The organism is Nocardia sp. BSTN01 (assembly GCF_015354405.1).
Lineage (GTDB): Bacteria > Actinomycetota > Actinomycetes > Mycobacteriales > Mycobacteriaceae > Nocardia.
This window is the reverse complement of record NZ_JADKYP010000001.1, coordinates 15,634-32,749: the sequence shown is the minus strand read 5'-3', so window position 1 is coordinate 32,749 and position 17,116 is coordinate 15,634. Positions and strand designations below refer to the sequence as shown.

Here is a 17,116-nt window from a genome sequence, read left to right as displayed (position 1 = left end):
AGATATCCGCCAGTACTTGCGCATTCACCGTCGCTACCGTCGAACGGCGTGGCAGTTAGACGTTTTCGCTGGACAGTGCTCGGTGTGGTGACCCTGGTGGTCGCCAGTGCGGTGACGGGTGGGGTGATCGCCGCCACCCGCGGTGGTGCCGCGCCGACCGATATCGCGATCGTCAACGCGGATACCGGTCCCGCCGGAGCCCGCATCGTGACGGCGCTGCGATCGGAGGACGACACCTGGACCGTGGCCGAACCGGGCGCCCGCACCACCGATCACGCCGCGGTGATCACCCTGCCCGCCGACCTCAGTTCGTCGTTGGCCACCCTCGCCACGGCGCAACCGCATCGGGCACAGCTGACCGTGGCCACCAACGAGCACGCCGACACCGCCGCGGTCGACGATGCGGTCGCGGCGGTGACGCGGCGCATCGCGGCCGCCGGCGTGGATCAGACCCTGGCCGCGATCGCGAACGCGCGCGGTTCGATGCAGCAGGCCGCCTTCACGTCCCAGCTGCTCGACGCGGGCGTGCGGACGGCCTCCGACGCCGCCGGACAGTTCACCGGCGGCGCCCAGCAGATGCTGGGTTTCCTGGATTCCGCGAAATCCGGTGCGGCAACGCTGACTTCGCAGCTCGGCCAGGTACACAGCACCCTGGGTCAGGCGACGAATCAGGCCGAGAACATGGCCGGTGCCTTCGACGCCACCGGGCTGACCATCGGGCAGATCAGTGCCGGTGCGAACGCGATGAGTACCGGGCTCGACCAGGTCCTGCCGCTGCTGCGAGCGCTGCCGTTCGCGGCGGATCCTCAGCTCACCGACATCATCGGAAAGCTCGAGGCGCTGCGCTCGATCGCCGGGCAGGCCGATACCCAACTCGCGGGCGTCGCCCGGCTGACCGGGAGCAGTACCGATCCGAACACCGGCCTCGGCACCATCCTGCGCGATGCCGCGAACCGGCTGACCTCGGCCACCGCCCAACTGGACCAGGGCGCCGCCCTGGCCGGGCAGATTCCGCGGCTCGCCGATCAGGCGAGCACGCAACTGCAGGGTGCGCTGCAGGCGGTGACCGGCGGGGTCACCCAGATGCAGCAGATTTCGACGAATCTGACCGATCAAACCGGCAAAGCCCTCACCGCGTTACCGGCACACAGCACATCCCAGCAGTCCGTCCTGGCGACGAATCTGTCCGATCCGGTCGAGATCGTCCGGCAGTGAACGTCCTTATTCGACGACGTTCAGCAGATCGATGACGAAGATCAGCGTCTTGCCCGACAGCGGGTGTCCCGAGCCCTCGGGACCGTAGGCCAGCTCCGGCGGGATGGTCAGCTGGCGGCGGCCGCCGACCTTCATCCCGGGAATTCCATCCTGCCAGCCCTGGATCAGGCCGCGCAGCGGGAAGGTGATGGATTCGCCACGGTTCCAGGACGAATCGAATTCCTCGCCGGTGTCGTAGGTGACGCCCACGTAGTGCACCTCCACGGTGCCGCCGGGTACGGCCTCGGCTCCGTCGCCCACGACCAGATCCTGCACTTCCAGCGTGGTGGGCGCGGGGCCTTCCTGGAACTCGACTTCCGGCTTGGTCATGCGTCCTCTTCCGTTGCGATGGATAAATCGTTCTGTGGATAAACCAATAAAGAGTTCACCATAGCGTTGCCCGCCAAACCGTGTTTCACACGACAGTTGGCTCGGCCGAATACGCGGCCGGGGTGCAGGATAGGTTGCCGTGGCCCACGTGATCGATATCGTCGACCCCGGCGACCCTCGGGTCGCCGACTTCCGCGACCTCAACTCGGCCGACCGGCGGCCCGACCTTCCGCGCGGGAAAGGCCTGGTCGTGGCCGAGGGCGTGGTGGTCGTGCAGCGCATGCTGGCCTCGCGTTTCCAGCCGTTCGCCCTGCTCGGGGTGGGTCGCCGCTTCGATCAGCTGGCCCCCGACCTCGCCGGTGTGGACGTCCCCTATTACCGCGTCGGCGCCGAGGTGATGGCCGAGATCGTCGGATTCCATCTCAATCGCGGCGTACTCGCCGCCGCCTTCCGCCCGCCGGAACTGCTGCCCGAGGAAATCCTGGAGACGGCCCGCACGGTCGCGGTGCTCGAGGGCGTCAACGATCACGAGAATATCGGCTCGATCTTCCGGAATGCGGCCGGACTCGGCGCCGACGCGGTGTTGTTCGGCGACCGCTGCGCCGACCCGTTGTACCGCCGCGCGGTGCGGGTGTCGATGGGACACGTGCTGCGCGTACCGTTCGCGTCGCTGCCGACCTGGCCCGACGGACTGCATACGCTGCGCGAGCTCGGGTTCCGGATCATCGCGCTGACGCCGAATCCGGCGGCGGTGAATCTGGCGACCGCGATGACCGGCGACCGGGTGGCGCTGCTGCTCGGCGCGGAAGGCCCCGGTCTGACCGAGGCGGCCATGCGCGCCACCGATATTCGCGCCCGGATCCCGATGACCCCCGGCACCGATTCGCTCAATGTCGCGACTGCGGCCGCGATGGCCTTCTACGAAAGGGTGCGGACCTCGTGAATCGACCGCTCGGCCGCCCGGAAGCCACCCCCGGCGAACCGACACCGTGGGCGGCGGGCATCGCCGTAACCGTCTTCGTCGCCGCGCTGACCGCCGCCGGGGTGTACTCGTTCGGTGTCGCACTGGCCCATGTCCATTGGACGCTCGCGGTGGCGGTGAACGTGATCGCCGTCGCCGGTACCGCACCGACCGCGTGGCGCTGGCGCCACACACCGGTCACCCGCTGGGTGCTCGCCGGACTCGGTGCCGGGGTACTGATCGGCTGGGTCGTGCTGCTGATCGACGCTGCGGCCCACTAGGTTTCGCGATCACAACACGCGGTCGCGGCCGCGCAGCCAGCCGAACCAGCGCTTACTCGCCGGAATCGTCACCGACGTCTCCCGCGTCGCCGGTGCGGGCGCCTGCCCGGCGGGATAGAGGCTGAATCCGCACACCTCGATCCGGTCCGGAATCAGTGCGTCACCGCAAGCGCCCGCCCGATAACGGAATCCGAGCCACTCCTCGTTCGCGGCGTCGGCGAATTCCGGCGGATCGAACGGCAGGATCTGCGGATCCGGAAAATCACCGGGCCGCAGCCGGACCGGATGGTCGCCGGCCCAGTACGGGCGCTCCCATACCAGCGGCAGTCCTTCGTCCTCGACGATGTTGACCCGGGTGGCGCTGAAGGCGCGACGGAATTCGCCGCGCTCCCAATGCGCGAACGCGCCCCAGCCCAGTGGGACGTCGTAGGACACGAGATAGGTGTGCTCGGAGGCCAGCGGCCGGATGAGCAGTTCCGGCAGCCGGGTCGGATGGCTGCGCGCCGCCTGCACGGTGCAGACCACGGTGACGCCCGGGAAGCAGCCGATGTACATCGAGCCGGGATCGGGGCCGGCCCAGACCTTCAGGGTGCCGGAGGCGGCGGGCACCACGTCGTGGCCGGGATTGAGCTGTTTGGCCAGCGCGAGCGCGGCCTCCGGATCGGGATCGGGGTGCGAGCGCAGGACCGCCGCCGGATCCGGGTCGTCGACGTACCAGATCGACGAGGCTGTGGATGGCACCTGCGACACCTCCCGAGCTCGAACGGGTAAGCGTGGTTACTCCCGAGCAATCGCGGGAGCCGAACCACATCCGCCGCCGCGGCCTGCTCGCTGTGCGTCCGCCGAGAATCGGGCGCACACGAAAAATCTACTCCCCCAACAGCGGAAACACCGGCGCTTCTGACTTCTGCCGCGCGTGTCAACCCCCGTTTCCCAACATTCCGGCGGCAACGGGCCCGAACGGGAGTCATCAGCGAACCGCCACACGCACTTCGCGGCGGAGACCGGTGCCTCCGCCGCGAATTCGACGTGGTTACCCGGATCGATGCGCGACCGGAATACTCAGTGCCCGGAATACTTCAGTGCCCGGAGCTACGGACGCCGAGCAGCACATCCTCCCAGGACGGCATCGGCGCCTTACCCCGCTTGGCCCGGGCCGTCTTCTGCGGCGCGGGCTTGCTCTCGGGCTTGGCGTTCGCTGCCGCGGCGGTGGACTTCGCGGCCGGGGCCGGCTCCGGCTCCGGGGCGACGGCAGGCTCGGGATCCGCGGCGGGAGCGGCCGGTTCGGACGGCTCGGACGGCTCGGCCGGGGCGGCGGGAGCCGCGGCGGCCGGCGCGGCCGGGAGCGCCGGGGCAGTGGGAGACGCCGCCGTCGTGCTCGGCGGATTCGCCGCCACAGTGCTCTTGGCGCTGACCGGAACCGCCGTGCCGCCCACGGCGGCCCGCTGCTCGAAGTACTCGTCGAAACCGGCCTCGCCGGTCTCGGCCACCGCGGTGGTCTGAACCGGGCCGGCCGACACCGGTTCCACCACCGGGGCGGGCTCGGGCGCCGGCTCCGGCAGGATGGTGGCCAGCCCGCGCAGCGCGCGGCCGAAATCGGGATCGATCAGGTCCGAGGCCGGATCGTCGAGCGGCACCACCGAGCCGCCGTGCGCGTCCGGCTGGTAGCGCCAGTGCGCGGCGATCACCGAACGGCCCGCCTGCCACTGCAATTGGGCCACCCAGTAGTTCTTCTCGTCCTTCCAGGCGTCCCATTCGGCGATATCGATATTGTGGCCGCGCTCGGCGAAGGCGGCCGAGACGATCTCGATCAGCGTCTCCACCGCGGGACCGTCCTTGCGCACCGGATGCGCCTTCTGCGCCAGTTCGGCCGCGCGGGCACGCTCGAGCAGCACGGGGTAGGCGAAACGCTCCACCCGGCTGGCCGGCATACCGGACTCCTCGGTGACCTGCTCCACCGACGCACCGGCACGGATCCGAGCCTGAATATCGCGAGGACGCATGGTCGCCTCCGTTTCGATCTCGATCTGGCCGAATCGGGCAAGGTCTCCACGCGCGGCGGCACGCAGCTTCTCGTCGGCGGCGAGCCGGTACTTCTGACCGGTCTCGGCATCGACGCACACGATGTGCGCGGAATCGGGCGTCAATCCGATCACTCGAAGTTCACGCACCGTTACCTCCTTATCGCTGCGTCGATCACAGCTGCGCCGAGCACCAACTAGCTCGCGACACCGCCCACGTTCTGGAACAGTAGTGCACTTCTGAGATTCGTGTGGCAAGACACGCGGCCTGAAATCTACCGCCGCGGTGCGGGGGACGACTAATCTGCTCTGTTTCCACGCTCACCGGCCCGCGCCCCGGCAAACTTCCGGCACGATTTCGGTTGGCGCACACCACAACAGCGTAAACGCGAAAGCCGCGGATTTCGGTGACGAAATTCCGCGACTTTCGCGAGCTTTTATCCGAGCGCTGTGGCGATCAGGCGCTGATCTGCTGCACCACCCAGTCGATGCAGCGGGTCAGCTGCGACACGTCCTCGGGGTCGATCGCCGGGAACATGCCGACGCGCAGCTGGTTGCGGCCCAGCTTGCGGTAGGGCTCGGTGTCGACGATGCCATTGGCGCGCAACACCTTTGCGACCTGCGCGGCATCCACCGACGGATCGAAGTCGACGGTGCCGACCACCTGCGACCGGTGCGCCGGCTCCGCGACGAAGGGGGTGGCGAATTCGCTGGACTCGGCCCAGGAATACAGCCGCGACGAGGAATCGAGGGTCCGCTTGACGGTCCAGTCCAGACCGCCGTTGTTGTTCATCCACTCGATCTGATCGGCGAACAACAGCAGGGTGGCCAGCGCCGGGGTGTTGTAGGTCTGATCCTTGGTGCTGTTGTCGATCGCGATCGGCAGCGAGAGGAATTCGGGGGTGTAACGACCCGAATCCTTGATTTCGGAGACTCGCTCCAGCGCCTTCGGGCTCATCAGCGCGACCCACAGGCCACCGTCGGAGGCGAAGCATTTCTGCGGCGCGAAGTAGTAGACGTCGGCATCGGCGATATTCACCGGCAGACCGCCCGCGCCGGAGGTGGCGTCGATGGCGATCAGCGCGTTGTCCGAGCCGGCGGGCCGCTGCACCGGAACCGACACACCGGTGGAGGTCTCGTTGTGCGCCCACGCGATCACGTCGGCGACGGGGTCGGAGACCGGCTCGGGCGCGGTGCCCGGATCCGAGGAGACCACGATCGGATCGCCGATGAACGGGTTGCGCTTGGCCACCGCGGCGAACTTCGAGGAGAACTCGCCGTAGGTGAGGTGCAGCGAACGGTCCCGGATCAGGCCGAAGGCCGCGGCGTCCCAGAACGCGGTGGTGCCGCCGTTGCCGAGCACGACCTCGTAGCCCTCGGGCAGCGAGAACAGGTCCCGCAGGCCCGAACGGACGCGCGCGACGACGTCCTTGACCGGCTTCTGACGGTGGCTGGTGCCCATCACGGACGCGCCGACCTCGACGAGGGAGCGCAGCTGTTCGGGACGGACCTTGGACGGGCCGCAGCCGAACCGTCCGTCGGCGGGCTTCAGATCGTCGGGAATGCTCGGAAAGGCAGCGGTCATGGGCTCAAGCCTAGAGCGTGATGTGGGTCTCGCGCGTGGGTGGGTCGAGGTTGCGCACACCGATGCGACGGGCTCGCCGAAACCGCGCAGATGTCCGTAACACCGTGTCGGCGCACGGCCGCCCGTTACCGTTGGGCAATGAGCATGGCAGGGCGGGAGCGACCGGACACCGCGGACATCTCCGCCGCATCCGGGCCCACCGCGGTTCCCCAGGACGAGGCGGACGGATCGACCCGGTCCGGCAGCGGTGGGCCCGGCCTTCGCGCGCGCCTGGCCAAGCGGCTCGAGGGAGTCGGAAACATGCTGCGTACGGGCATGCTCTCGGATGGGGCGCGCCACGAACTCCTGTTGCGCGGCCTGCCCGGGACAGCCACGATCCTCGGCGTGCGGCCCTGCCGGACCTCCACCTTCGCGACCGTTCCCGTCGACGGCACGCGGAAACGGGCGCAGGCCGCGGGCCGGATCGATGCGGGCTATCGCTTCTGGGTCCGGATCCAGGTCGACGGCGCGCCGCCGTACGAGACGCGGGTGCGGCAACGAGTGAGCGACGCCGACCGGGAGTCCATGCAACCGGGTGATGTGGTCGGCTGCCGCGTCGATCCGGGCGATCGGGAGCGGCTGGTGCTGTACGTGCCCGGCGTCACGGAGGCGACGCGGGTCAGCATTGCGAAGATCCTGTCCGCGGGCCGCCGCGCCGACGCGACCGTGCTGGCCGCCACGCCGATCGCCGCCGACTATTCGGGCCGCGACGATCCGGTGCTGCGGCTGGATCTGGAACTGCGCGCCTGGGACGAACCGCAGCCGTGGCGAGTGCGAATCGTGCAGCCGGTGCCGCTACCGGCGATCGAACTGGTCGATCTGGGCCGGCATCTCGAGGTCGCGTTCTTCGCCGTCGACCGCGGCGAGTCGGTGGCCGTGGACTGGGAGGCCTCGGCCGAACTCTGAGGCGCGAATCAGGGCAGTTTGACGAATTCGAAACCGCGCGAACGCAATACCGGCAGGACCACCGACATCCCCTCGGCGGTACCGGATTTCGGGCGGTGCATATGGGCGATCGAGATCGCGCCGGGCTGCGCCGCCGACATCGCGGTGCGCACCTGCGCGGCCGAGAAGGTCGCGCCGGCATCACCGTTGATGCTGAAACCGACCGGTGTCTCCCCCAGATCCCGCACGATCGCGACCGCCACCTCGTCGTAGTGCGCGGTGCCCGCGCGGAAGAATCGCGGCGGATGCCCGAGCAGCCGGGTGAGCCGCTCGTGATTGCCCCACACCTCGTCGATCGCCTGCTGCGGGGACGCGGTGCCGGCGATGCCGTAGGCGGTGTGGCCGGTGACCGAGAGCGGACAGTGCCGGGTGCCGTGGTTGGCGAGTTCGAACAACGGGTTGGCGGCCAACTGCTCGGCCCGGCCCGGGTCGGCGTCGATCCAGCGCTTGTTGAGAAACAGCGTCGCCGGAATGTCGTGGGCGACGAGGTAATTCATCAGCTCGGTGTTGATCTCGTCGTTGTCCGGGCCGCCGCAGGCGTCGAAGGTCAGCGCCATCTGCTTACCCTGCGCCGGGATCGAGGTGATGATGCCGGGCAGGTCCATCCCCCATCCGGTGGGCTGCCGGCCGGCATAGCGCGCGGCCACGGCCACCGGATCGGGCTGGGCGGACAGCGCCGCCGTCGCCGGACTCGCCGCCGACGGAACCGAGGGGCGCACCGGTGCGGGCGGCGCGGTGGAGATGATCGTCTTGACCGACGAATTCCCTTCGGCCGTAGCGCATCCCGCTGCGGCGAAACCCGCGGCGACCGCCGCGCCCGCTGCCAGAAGCCGACGTCGCGACAGTTCTGCACCACCCACGCGAGCAGATGCTACGGCAGAGAAGCGACGAGCGCCTCCGCAGAAATCGCGGAGGCGCTCGAACGGTGATGGGCCCGCAGCTATCGGACGACGGTGTCCCAACCCGGCACGGATTCCGCGGTGCGCGGCGCCGGTCCGGTGTAGATCGCGGCCGGGCGCACCAGCTTGCCCAGCTGCTTCTGCTCGAGGATGTGCGCACACCAGCCCGCGGTGCGGCCACAGGTGAACATGGCCGGCATCATGTGCGCCGGCACCTCGGCGAAGTCCAGGATCACAGCGGCCCAGAACTCGACGTTGGTCTCGATGGCGCGGTCGGGGCGACGTTCGCGCAGTTCGGTCAGCGCGGCCTGCTCGAGCGCGGCGGCGACCTCGTAGCGCGGGGCGTCCAGCCGCTTCGCGGTGGCGCGCAGCACCCGGGCGCGCGGGTCCTCGGCCCGGTAGACCCGGTGGCCGAAGCCCATCAGCTTCTCCTTGCGATCGAGGATGCCCTTCACCAGACCGCGTGCGTCGCCGGTCTTTTCGACCTCTTCGATCATCGGCAGCACTCGCGCGGGGGCGCCGCCGTGCAGCGGGCCGGACATGGCGCCGATCGCGCCGGAGAGGCTGGCGGCCACATCGGCGCCGGTCGAGGCGATCACGCGCGCGGTGAAGGTGGAGGCGTTCATACCGTGTTCGGCGGCCGACACCCAGTAGGCGTCGATGGCCTCGACGTGCCGCGGATCCGGATCGCCCTTCCACCGCCGCATGAAGCGCTCGGTGATCGTGCTCGCCTCGTCGATGTCCTTCTGCGGCACGGCCGGCTGGTAGATGCCGCGGGCGGACTGCGCGACATAGGACAGGGCCATCACCGACGCGCGCGCGAGGTTCTCGCGGGCGGTGGCGTCGTCGATGTCCAGCAGCGGCTGGTAGCCCCAGATCGGGGCGAGCATCGCCAGACCGGCCTGCACGTCGACGCGCACGTCGCCGGTGTGCACCGGCAGCGGGAACGGCTCGGCGGGCGGCAGTCCCTGCCCGAAGCGGCCGTCGACCAGCAGTGCCCAGACGTCACCGAAGGTGACGTGGTTACCGACCAGGTCCTCGATGTCGACACCGCGGTAGCGCAGCGCGCCGCCGTCCTTGTCGGGCTCGGCGATATCGGTGGTGAACGCCACCACGCCTTCCAGGCCACTGACGAAATCGGGGGGTACGGCCGGACCAGTAGGAGCCGCAGCGCTGGTAGTCATGTTGTGACTCTCCTTGCAAATCGGGCCGCACGATCTGTGGGCGGCCACGCGGTGTTGCTGTCCCGGCTCGGCCGGGGTGTTGCTGTCCCGGCTCGGCCGGGGTGGTGCTGTCCCGGCTCGGCCGGGGTGGTGCTGTGCGGCCGTATGCCACTCCGGCCGATCACCTGCAACCTTATCCCCCCAGTACTGGGGAGTAACGTTTGGACCATGCGCGAGGAGCAGAATTCACCGGGCTCAGCGGGGGGCGAATCGGGTCTTCCGACCGCGAATTCATCGACTTTGCCGGACCGCTTCGGGGCCGTACCCCGCGTCGATGTCGACATCGCCGCGATGCGGGCCGAATACGGCGGCGATCCGGACCTGACCGAGAGCTGGCCGGCCGACGGCTGGGAACCGTTGCTGCGCAACTGGATCGAGCTCGCCACCAACGCCGGTATCACCGAACCCAACGCGATGGTGCTGGCCACGGTCGAGCTCACCGACGCCGGCCCGCGCCCCGCCTCACGCACGGTCCTGTGCAAGGGGGTATCCGCGGAGGGTGTGACTTTCTACACGAATTACGACTCCGCGAAGGGTGATCAACTCCACGCGGTGCCGTATGCGTCGGCCACCTTCGCCTGGCCCAAGGTGGGCCGGCAGGTGACGCTGCGCGGCCCGGTGGACCAGGTCTCCACGGAGGTGACCACGGCGTACTGGCGCTCACGCCCGCGCAATTCGCAACTGGGCGCGTGGGCCTCGCACCAATCGCGCACGGTGGCCTCGCGGGAGGATCTGGATCGGGCATTGGCCGACGTCACGTCCCGTTTCGACGGCGTGGAACAGATTCCGGTCCCGGCCAATTGGGGCGGCTACATCCTGCGTCCGGAACAGATCGAATTCTGGCAGGGCCGGCGCAGCCGGCTGCACAACCGTATCCGGATGACGCTGCCGGACGGACCGGCCGCGATCGGCTCCGCCCGCATCGAACGGCTGCAACCCTGACCCGGAATCCCCGCCGCGACGGGCGATATGCCCGAGTCGCGGATCGGCCGGCACCGGCTATATTCATGGGATGATTTCTCGAAGACGCCGCGCCGTGGTGAAAGCCCGGCCGTGGTGAAGGTGCTCGCCGATGTCGCACCGTTGCGCGATATCGATTTCCGGCGGCTGTGGGTCACCAATATCGTCACCGTCATCGGAGCTCAGCTCTCGGTGGTCGCGGTTCCGCAGCAGATCTACCAAATCACCGGCAGCTCCGGATATGTCGGCCTGGCCGGGATCTTCGGCCTGGTGCCGCTGATCGTCTTCGGCCTGTGGGGCGGCGCGGTCGCCGATGTCATGGACCGGCGCACCCTGTTGCTGATCACCAGCACCGGCACCGGACTCACCTCGGTGGCGTTCTGGCTGCAGGCCGCGGCCGGGGTGAACAACGTCTGGCTGGTGCTCGGACTCTTCGCGGTGCAACAGGCGTTCTTCGCGATGAATCAACCGACCCGCGCGGCCATCATTCCGCGACTGCTGCCGGGTGATCTGCTCCCGGCCGCCAACTCGCTGAACATGACCGTCATGCAGTTCGGCGCCATCGCCGGGCCCGTACTCGCGGGCGCGCTGATTCCGGTGACCGGACTGTCGATGTTGTATCTGCTCGACTCCATCGCCCTGCTGGCCACACTGTGGGCGGTGTGGCGGCTGCCCGCCGTCCCGCCGACCGGAGTGGCCCGCAAGGCCGGATTGAGCACGGTCGTCGAGGGTTTCAGCTATCTGTCCACCCAGCCCATCCTGCTGGCCTCCTTCGCCGTCGACATCATCGCGATGGTGTTCGGCATGCCGCGGGCGCTGTTCCCACAGATGGCGCACGACACCTTCGGCGATCCGGTGACCGGCGGTGTGGCATTGGGCCTGCTCTTCGCCGCGATGTCGGCGGGTGCGGTCGCCGGCGGCGTGTTCTCCGGATGGCTCGGCCACGTGCGGCGCCAGGGCATGGCCGTGGTCGTGTGCATCGCGCTGTGGGGTGTGGCGATGATCGGCTTCGGACTCGCCGTCGGCGCCACCGGCCATCAGCTGAGCGTCGGGGTCGGACTGTGGATCGCCTTGGCCTGCTTGGCCTTCGGTGGCGCGGTCGACATGTTCTCCGCGGCGCTGCGTACCAGCATGTTGCAGGAGGTGGCGACCGACGAGATGCGCGGGCGGCTGCAGGGTGTGTTCACCGTGGTCGTCGCCGGTGGACCCCGCATCGGTGATGTTGCCCACGGTTTCACCGCGGCCGCCATGGGTACTGCGGTGGCGGCGGCCGGTGGTGGGGTCCTGGTGGTGATCGGCGTGCTGATCGCCGCGGCCGTCTTCCCCGCCTTCGTCCGCTACCGCGTTCCCCGCGTCCACGCCGAGATTCCGGCCGATCAGCACTCGTGAGCACTCGCGCGGGCCACTAGCACAGTGGGGCCCGCGAGCTCACATCGCACACATGTGACCGTGAGGTAGCAGATGACGACCCTCACGGATCGGCGCTACCGGTGAGCGGCTAGCGTTGAGACAAGTGCGCCGGACGCCGACCGCGCCCGACGCCTACGGTTCTAGCCTGAGAGGGATCCTTCCGTGCCCGCTGAGAACATCAAAGTCGCGCAAACGCCTTCGGACGCCAACGGCGCAGGCGACGCCAAGCCGGTACTTTCCTACCCTGGCGGCGAATACGCCATGACAGTCGCCCAGGCCGTCGAAGGCAACGACGGAATCGATCTGGGCAAGCTGCTGGCCAGCACCGGGTACGTCACCTACGACCCGGGCTTCACCAACACCGCGCCCACCAAGTCGGCGATCACCTACATCGACGGTGAGGCCGGCATCCTGCGCTACCGCGGCTACCCGATCGAGCAGCTGGCCGCGAGCTCGAACTTCATCGAGGTCAGCTACCTGCTCATCTACGGCGAGCTGCCGACCCAGGCACAGCTGGAAGACTTCACCGACCGGATCCGGCGTCACACGCTGCTGCACGAGGACCTCAAGCGCTTCTTCGACGGCTTCCCGCGCAACGCGCACCCGATGCCGGTGCTGTCCTCGGCGGTCAACGCGCTCTCGGCCTACTACCAGGACTCGCTGGACCCGCGCGACCCCGAGCAGGTCGAGCTGTCCACCATCCGCCTGCTGGCCAAGCTGCCCACCATCGCGGCCTACTCCTACAAGAAGTCGGTCGGCCAGCCGTTCCTCTACCCGGACAACTCGCTGAGCCTGGTGGAGAACTTCCTGCGCATGACCTTCGGCTTCCCGGCCGAACCCTACGAGGTCGACCCCGAGGTCGCCGCCGCGCTGGACATGCTGCTCATCCTGCACGCCGACCACGAGCAGAACTGCTCCACCTCGACGGTGCGCTTGGTCGGCTCCTCGGACGCCAACCTGTTCACCTCGGTATCCGGCGGCATCAACGCGCTGTGGGGCCCGCTGCACGGCGGCGCCAACCAGGCCGTGCTGGAGATGCTGGACGGCATCAAGGCGAACATCAACGGCGGCACCGTCGACGCCGCGGTCAAGGACTTCATCCGCAAGGTCAAGAACAAGGAAGACGGCGTGAAGCTCATGGGCTTCGGGCACCGCGTCTACCGCAACTACGACCCGCGCGCGACGATCGTCAAGAAGACCGCCGACCAGATCCTCGGCAAGCTGGGCGTGCAGGACCCGCTGCTGGACATCGCCAAGGCGCTGGAAGAGGCCGCCCTGACCGACAGCTACTTCGTCGATCGCCGCCTGTACCCGAACGTCGACTTCTACACCGGCGTCATCTACCGGGCCATGGGCTTCCCGACCCGCATGTTCACCGTGCTGTTCGCGATGGGCCGGCTTCCCGGCTGGATCGCGCACTGGCGCGAAATGCACAGCGAGCCCTTGAAGATCGGCCGCCCGCGCCAGATCTACACCGGCTACGGTGCGCGCGACTACGGCGATATCGCCGGTCGCTGAATCACCTGCCACGAAGCCCGCCTTCCATTCGGAAGGCGGGCTTCGTGCATGTCGAGGGTTGTTGTCGCGCAGGGCGTTTCGCTGTTCCACATCGGTGGACCCTGCGCCGCAAAGGGATTCGCGCACGACTACAAGCGCACGTTAAGCGGCTCACTGGGGCGCCCCGGCACCATCATTGTCGCGACCCGGAACCTATACCGGGACGCCGGATCCGGGCCTGCCTCGGAGGGGACGGCAGGCCCGGATCTGTATTTTCGGCAGTATTTTCGGCCTTCGCTTCGGCGGGGTTTCGGCCCCCTGGGCCTAAACCCATCAGGGTGCACGGTCTCGGGGGTGTTTTCTTTGTATTCACGCATGGCACCCTCATGAAAATCCTGGTGCGCCGGATCGGGGCGCCGTGCGATGGTCGAGGTATGGCGATCGCATCAGAGGTCACGCTCAGGCCCGCGACCGAGGAGGACATTCCCGGTATCGGGTTGCTGTTGTCGAACGCTTTCGGCGCTTCGCCCCGCGAGGACCCGGTCGTCACCGCGCAGCGGTTGAAACTGTTCCCGATCGAGCGCGCGCTCGTGGCCGTGGACGGCGACCGGATCGTCGGGCATACCCGGGACACCACGATGACGCTCACGGTGCCCGGTCCGCATCCCGTCGAGGTCTGCGGCGTGGCCGGTGTCGCGGTGGCGCCGACCCATCGCCGTCGCGGGATCCTGCGCGCGATGTACACCGAACTGCACGAGCGCACCGAGGCCGCGGGGCTGCCGCTGACCATCTTCACCGCCAGCCGGGCCACCATCTACGGACGGTTCGGCTACGGGGCGTGTGTGGTGGAGAACCGCATCACCATCGACCGGCGATTCGCCGAGTTCCTGCCCAACGCGCCGGATCCCGGCGGCGTGATCCTGAGCTCGCTCGACGACGCGATCGCCGTGGCGCCCGGCATCTACGACCGCTGGCGGCGACTGGTCCCCGGCGCCCAGGCCCGCCCGCATTCGGCGTGGTTGATCCAGCTGGTCGGCAGCGGGGGCCAGGCCGCCCTGTACGCCCTCACCCATCCCGACGGATACGCGCTCTACCGCTACGACAACCCGGAACCGCGCAAGCTCACCGCCGAGGTGGTGGAACTGCGCGCGGTCACCGCCGAGGCGCATGCGGCCCTGTGGCGGGCGCTGCTGGGGCTGGACCTGGTGGACACCGTCACCGCGACCATCGCCGACGACGACCCGCTGCCCCACCTGCTCACCGACTCCCGTCTGGTCCGCACCGTCAGCCGGCACGACGGGCTGTGGGCACGGGCGATGGACGTTCCCGCCGCCCTGTCCGCCCGGGACTACGAGACGGATCTGGAGGTCGTTGTCGCCGTGGACGATCCGTTCCGCCATGCCGGAGGCACCTTCGCCCTGCGCGTGCGCGACGGGAGAGCCGAATGCGAACCCACGACGCGTGCCCCCGACCTCGAGCTCGGCATCGATGTCCTCGGCAGCCTGTACCTCGGCGCCTACTCCGCCCGCACCTTCGCCGGCGCGAACCGGCTGCGCGCGAAGAGCCCCCGGATCGTCGCAGATGTGGACCGCGCGTTCCGGGCCGAGCGCGAACCTGTCCTCGGCTGGTTCTTCTGAGCGGGCGCCCGGCGGCGAGGATCTCGATGCTCCCCGGCTGATGCGGGCGCCGCGGCGTCGGAAAGCACCGGGCCGGCGGACGGCGCACGGTCCGGCGTCGCATGAACGGCTCGCGGCGGCGCCGGGCTCGTTCACATGCACTCCGGTCACGTCTGGTGAGAGCGGCACCGCCCTGGCATGCTGGGTACGTGACCATCATCCGGTTCGTACTGAATGTGCTCTGGTTGATTTTCGCCGGGTTCTGGCTGGCGGTGGGTTATTTCCTGGCCGGAATCCTCTGCTGCATCCTGATCATCACCATCCCGTTCGGGATCGCGTCGTTCCGGATCGGCGCCTATGTGCTGTGGCCGTTCGGCCGGGAGGTGGTGGCCAAGCCGGGAGCGGGGGCTCCCTCGCTGATCGGCAACATCATCTGGGTGATCTTCGCGGGATTCTGGCTGGCGATCGGACACCTGGTCACCAGTATTCCGCTGTTCGTCTCGATCATCGGGATTCCGTTCGGCTGGGCCAACCTGAAACTCATCCCGGTCTCGCTGATGCCGCTGGGGCGTGAAATCGTCTCCAGCGACCACGCTTTCGTGGCCTGACGCCCACCTCAGGACGCCGGACGGACCCTACTCCGAGTCGGCGACCAGCTGCTTCATGATCGAGACCGCGTCGTCGAGCACCCGTAGCTGATCGGGGGTCAGACCGGACAGCTGATCGAACATCCAGGCCTCGCGGGCGTTGTTCTCGTCCTGGATCAGCGCCTTGCCGGCGTCCGACAGCGACACGATGACCTGGCGGCCGTCGGTGGGATGCGGATCGCGCTTGACCAGCTGCAGTTCCGAGAGCGAGGCGATCACTCGCGTCATCGAGGGAGGCTGCACCCGCTCCTTGGCGGCGAGCACACCGGGAGTCATCGCCCCGTCCCTGGCCAGGGTCGCCAGAGCCGACAGTTGGGTGAGCGAGATCTGCGCGTCGGCGCGACGGCCGCGCAGATGGCGCGTCAGCCGCACGACCGCCAGGGACAGTTCACCGGCGAGCGCGCGGATATCGGAAGGCGTTGTCACAGAGGCAAACGATACGTGACACCACATATGTGGTTCGCCGTTCCCGCCGCTATCGTTGACTTCGTGACCCCCGAGGTGCCCGAGATCCCGCCGCGGCTGACCGATCCACGTCCCGTGCTGGCGGTCGGCTCGCTGGTGTGGCTGGTGGCCACGGTCGTGGTCTGGTGCAACGACAGCTGGGCCGACGCGCGGCCGATCTGTCTGATGGGGCTCGGCGTGGGACTGCTCGGCTACAGCATTTTCGTGATTCAGCGCCGCGGCGCCCGTAGAGGTGACAAAGGCGCGCAGAAAGGGCTGTGACACCGGCCGGCACGCGCCACGCCCGAGCGCGCCGACTTTACAGTGTGCGAATTGACTCATCGCGTCCTGGCGGCTTAACTCGCTTCCGTGTCCTCCCGATTGAGCGTCGAAGAACGACGAGCCCACCTCATCGAGGCCGCCATCGGCCTCGCGGAGAAAAAGGGCGTCGCCGGGGTAACTACGCGCGATGTCGCGCAGGCGGCCGGGGTATCGCTCGGCGTGGTGCATTACTGTTTCGAAAACAAAGATGCGCTGATGACCGAGCTGGTCAAAGCATTGTCGATGGAATTGCGCGATTCCGTCGAGACCAATGAAACGGTCTGGCAGGGAGTCGGAAGTGGAAAAGAATCCCTTCAAAATTTGGTGCGCGCCAGCCTGGAACTGCTCTGGCTGAACATCGAATCCACACCGCAACGACAACTGCTCACCTACGAAACCACCACCTACGCGTTGCGTGAAAGTGAGCAGACCCCAGCGAAACTCGCGATCGCGCGCGAACAGTATCTGTTCAACGACGCCACGGTCGCCGACGTCCTCGAGCACGGGCGCGTGGCCACCGGAACCGAATGGCGAATTCCGGTTCAGACGTTGAGCCGATTCACCCTGAATGTCATCGACGGAATCGTTTTGCGCTGGCTCGTCGACGACGACAGCGCGGCGGTCCGCACTCAGCTCGACGTGCTGGCGGAAATGATCACCACCTACGCGAAATAGCCGCGTCG

The 17,116-nt window shown here is 68.3% G+C and carries 18 protein-coding genes; 11 read left to right on the top strand and 7 right to left on the bottom strand.

Features of this window, described 5'->3' with window-relative positions:
- Positions 1-48 precede the first annotated feature (48 nt).
- Entirely contained in the window at positions 49-1,215 is a 1,167-nt protein-coding gene (locus tag IRT45_RS00155; RefSeq protein WP_194803860.1) for a hypothetical protein, read from the top strand.
- Positions 1,216-1,221: 6 nt separating this feature from the next.
- Here the strand turns inward: IRT45_RS00155 and IRT45_RS00150 are convergent, their stop codons facing one another.
- Positions 1,222-1,584: an FKBP-type peptidyl-prolyl cis-trans isomerase gene (locus IRT45_RS00150; RefSeq protein ID WP_036498008.1), complete on the bottom strand. Its 363-nt coding sequence runs from the start codon at positions 1,582-1,584 to the stop codon at positions 1,222-1,224.
- A 139-nt stretch (positions 1,585-1,723) separates the two neighbouring features.
- Here IRT45_RS00150 and IRT45_RS00145 point away from each other — a divergent pair, with 139 nt between their 5' ends.
- Positions 1,724-2,527, top strand: a complete 804-nt coding sequence (locus IRT45_RS00145; protein ID WP_194803859.1) for an RNA methyltransferase — start codon at positions 1,724-1,726, stop codon at positions 2,525-2,527.
- A complete protein-coding gene (locus IRT45_RS00140) occupies positions 2,524-2,826 on the top strand; it encodes a DUF2537 domain-containing protein (RefSeq protein WP_194803858.1) in 303 nt (100 codons plus the stop codon). The genes IRT45_RS00145 and IRT45_RS00140 overlap by 4 nt, the downstream gene beginning before the upstream one ends.
- A gap of 9 nt (positions 2,827-2,835) precedes the next feature.
- On the opposite strand, the gene IRT45_RS00135 is transcribed toward IRT45_RS00140, so the two are convergent.
- The 3 genes from IRT45_RS00135 to serC form a co-directional block, all read right to left on the bottom strand.
- Positions 2,836-3,567 carry a DUF6928 family protein gene (locus IRT45_RS00135; protein WP_194803857.1) on the bottom strand — a complete coding sequence of 244 codons (732 nt, stop codon included), beginning with the start codon at positions 3,565-3,567 and terminating at the stop codon, positions 2,836-2,838.
- 338 nt (positions 3,568-3,905) lie between these two features.
- The gene (gene sepH, locus IRT45_RS00130; RefSeq protein WP_194803856.1) at positions 3,906-4,997 is read right to left on the bottom strand and encodes a septation protein SepH; all 1,092 of its coding nucleotides are present in this window, start codon (positions 4,995-4,997) and stop codon (positions 3,906-3,908) included.
- A gap of 307 nt (positions 4,998-5,304) precedes the next feature.
- Positions 5,305-6,432, bottom strand: coding sequence for a phosphoserine transaminase (gene serC, locus IRT45_RS00125; RefSeq protein WP_062994372.1), 1,128 nt, complete (start codon positions 6,430-6,432; stop codon positions 5,305-5,307).
- 138 nt (positions 6,433-6,570) lie between these two features.
- Here serC and IRT45_RS00120 point away from each other — a divergent pair, with 138 nt between their 5' ends.
- Positions 6,571-7,377 carry a hypothetical protein gene (locus tag IRT45_RS00120; protein WP_228533205.1) on the top strand — a complete coding sequence of 269 codons (807 nt, stop codon included), beginning with the start codon at positions 6,571-6,573 and terminating at the stop codon, positions 7,375-7,377.
- 8 nt (positions 7,378-7,385) lie between these two features.
- Here the strand turns inward: IRT45_RS00120 and IRT45_RS00115 are convergent, their stop codons facing one another.
- Together IRT45_RS00115 and IRT45_RS00110 are read right to left on the bottom strand one after the other, a co-directional pair.
- Positions 7,386-8,276, bottom strand: coding sequence for a polysaccharide deacetylase family protein (locus tag IRT45_RS00115; RefSeq protein WP_309240736.1), 891 nt, complete (start codon positions 8,274-8,276; stop codon positions 7,386-7,388).
- A gap of 80 nt (positions 8,277-8,356) precedes the next feature.
- On the bottom strand, positions 8,357-9,499 hold the full coding sequence (locus IRT45_RS00110; protein WP_194803855.1) for a citrate synthase 2: 1,143 nt from the start codon (positions 9,497-9,499) through the stop codon (positions 8,357-8,359).
- A gap of 207 nt (positions 9,500-9,706) precedes the next feature.
- Between IRT45_RS00110 and pdxH the strand changes: the two genes are divergently transcribed.
- From pdxH to IRT45_RS00085, 5 genes are all read left to right on the top strand, one after another.
- Positions 9,707-10,480, top strand: a complete 774-nt coding sequence (gene pdxH / locus IRT45_RS00105; RefSeq protein WP_194803854.1) for a pyridoxamine 5'-phosphate oxidase — start codon at positions 9,707-9,709, stop codon at positions 10,478-10,480.
- A gap of 114 nt (positions 10,481-10,594) precedes the next feature.
- Positions 10,595-11,887 carry an MFS transporter gene (locus IRT45_RS00100; RefSeq protein ID WP_223273499.1) on the top strand — a complete coding sequence of 431 codons (1,293 nt, stop codon included), beginning with the start codon at positions 10,595-10,597 and terminating at the stop codon, positions 11,885-11,887.
- A 183-nt stretch (positions 11,888-12,070) separates the two neighbouring features.
- On the top strand, positions 12,071-13,426 hold the full coding sequence (locus IRT45_RS00095) for a citrate synthase (RefSeq protein WP_375540043.1): 1,356 nt from the start codon (positions 12,071-12,073) through the stop codon (positions 13,424-13,426).
- A 413-nt stretch (positions 13,427-13,839) separates the two neighbouring features.
- Positions 13,840-15,042 (top strand): GNAT family N-acetyltransferase, encoded by a 1,203-nt coding sequence (locus tag IRT45_RS00090; RefSeq protein WP_194803852.1) that lies wholly within the window; start codon positions 13,840-13,842, stop codon positions 15,040-15,042.
- Between the two features lie 197 nt (positions 15,043-15,239).
- A complete protein-coding gene (locus tag IRT45_RS00085; RefSeq protein WP_084490958.1) occupies positions 15,240-15,629 on the top strand; it encodes a YccF domain-containing protein in 390 nt (129 codons plus the stop codon).
- A gap of 27 nt (positions 15,630-15,656) precedes the next feature.
- Here IRT45_RS00085 and IRT45_RS00080 read toward each other — a convergent pair whose 3' ends face one another.
- Positions 15,657-16,121, bottom strand: a complete 465-nt coding sequence (locus IRT45_RS00080; protein ID WP_051024228.1) for a MarR family winged helix-turn-helix transcriptional regulator — start codon at positions 16,119-16,121, stop codon at positions 15,657-15,659.
- 36 nt (positions 16,122-16,157) lie between these two features.
- On the opposite strand from IRT45_RS00080, the gene IRT45_RS00075 reads away from it, so the two are divergent.
- Together IRT45_RS00075 and IRT45_RS00070 are read left to right on the top strand one after the other, a co-directional pair.
- Entirely contained in the window at positions 16,158-16,394 is a 237-nt protein-coding gene (locus tag IRT45_RS00075; RefSeq protein WP_030513273.1) for a DUF2530 domain-containing protein, read from the top strand.
- 87 nt (positions 16,395-16,481) lie between these two features.
- The gene (locus tag IRT45_RS00070; RefSeq protein WP_039776158.1) at positions 16,482-17,108 is read left to right on the top strand and encodes a TetR/AcrR family transcriptional regulator; all 627 of its coding nucleotides are present in this window, start codon (positions 16,482-16,484) and stop codon (positions 17,106-17,108) included.
- The last annotated feature ends 8 nt before the right edge of the window (positions 17,109-17,116 follow it).

Bases quoted from the DNA above. Each gene is read 5' to 3' on its own strand.
- IRT45_RS00110 (WP_194803855.1), bottom strand. From the start codon at position 9,499: ATGACTACCAGCGCTGCGGCTCCTACTGGTCCGGCCGTACCCCCCGAT.
- IRT45_RS00150 (WP_036498008.1), bottom strand. From the start codon at position 1,584: ATGACCAAGCCGGAAGTCGAGTTCCAGGAAGGCCCCGCGCCCACCACG.
- pdxH (WP_194803854.1), top strand. From the start codon at position 9,707: ATGCGCGAGGAGCAGAATTCACCGGGCTCAGCGGGGGGCGAATCGGGT.
- IRT45_RS00080 (WP_051024228.1), bottom strand. From the start codon at position 16,121: ATGTGGTGTCACGTATCGTTTGCCTCTGTGACAACGCCTTCCGATATC.
- IRT45_RS00090 (WP_194803852.1), top strand. From the start codon at position 13,840: ATGGCGATCGCATCAGAGGTCACGCTCAGGCCCGCGACCGAGGAGGAC.
- IRT45_RS00120 (WP_228533205.1), top strand. From the start codon at position 6,571: ATGAGCATGGCAGGGCGGGAGCGACCGGACACCGCGGACATCTCCGCC.
- serC (WP_062994372.1), bottom strand. From the start codon at position 6,432: ATGACCGCTGCCTTTCCGAGCATTCCCGACGATCTGAAGCCCGCCGAC.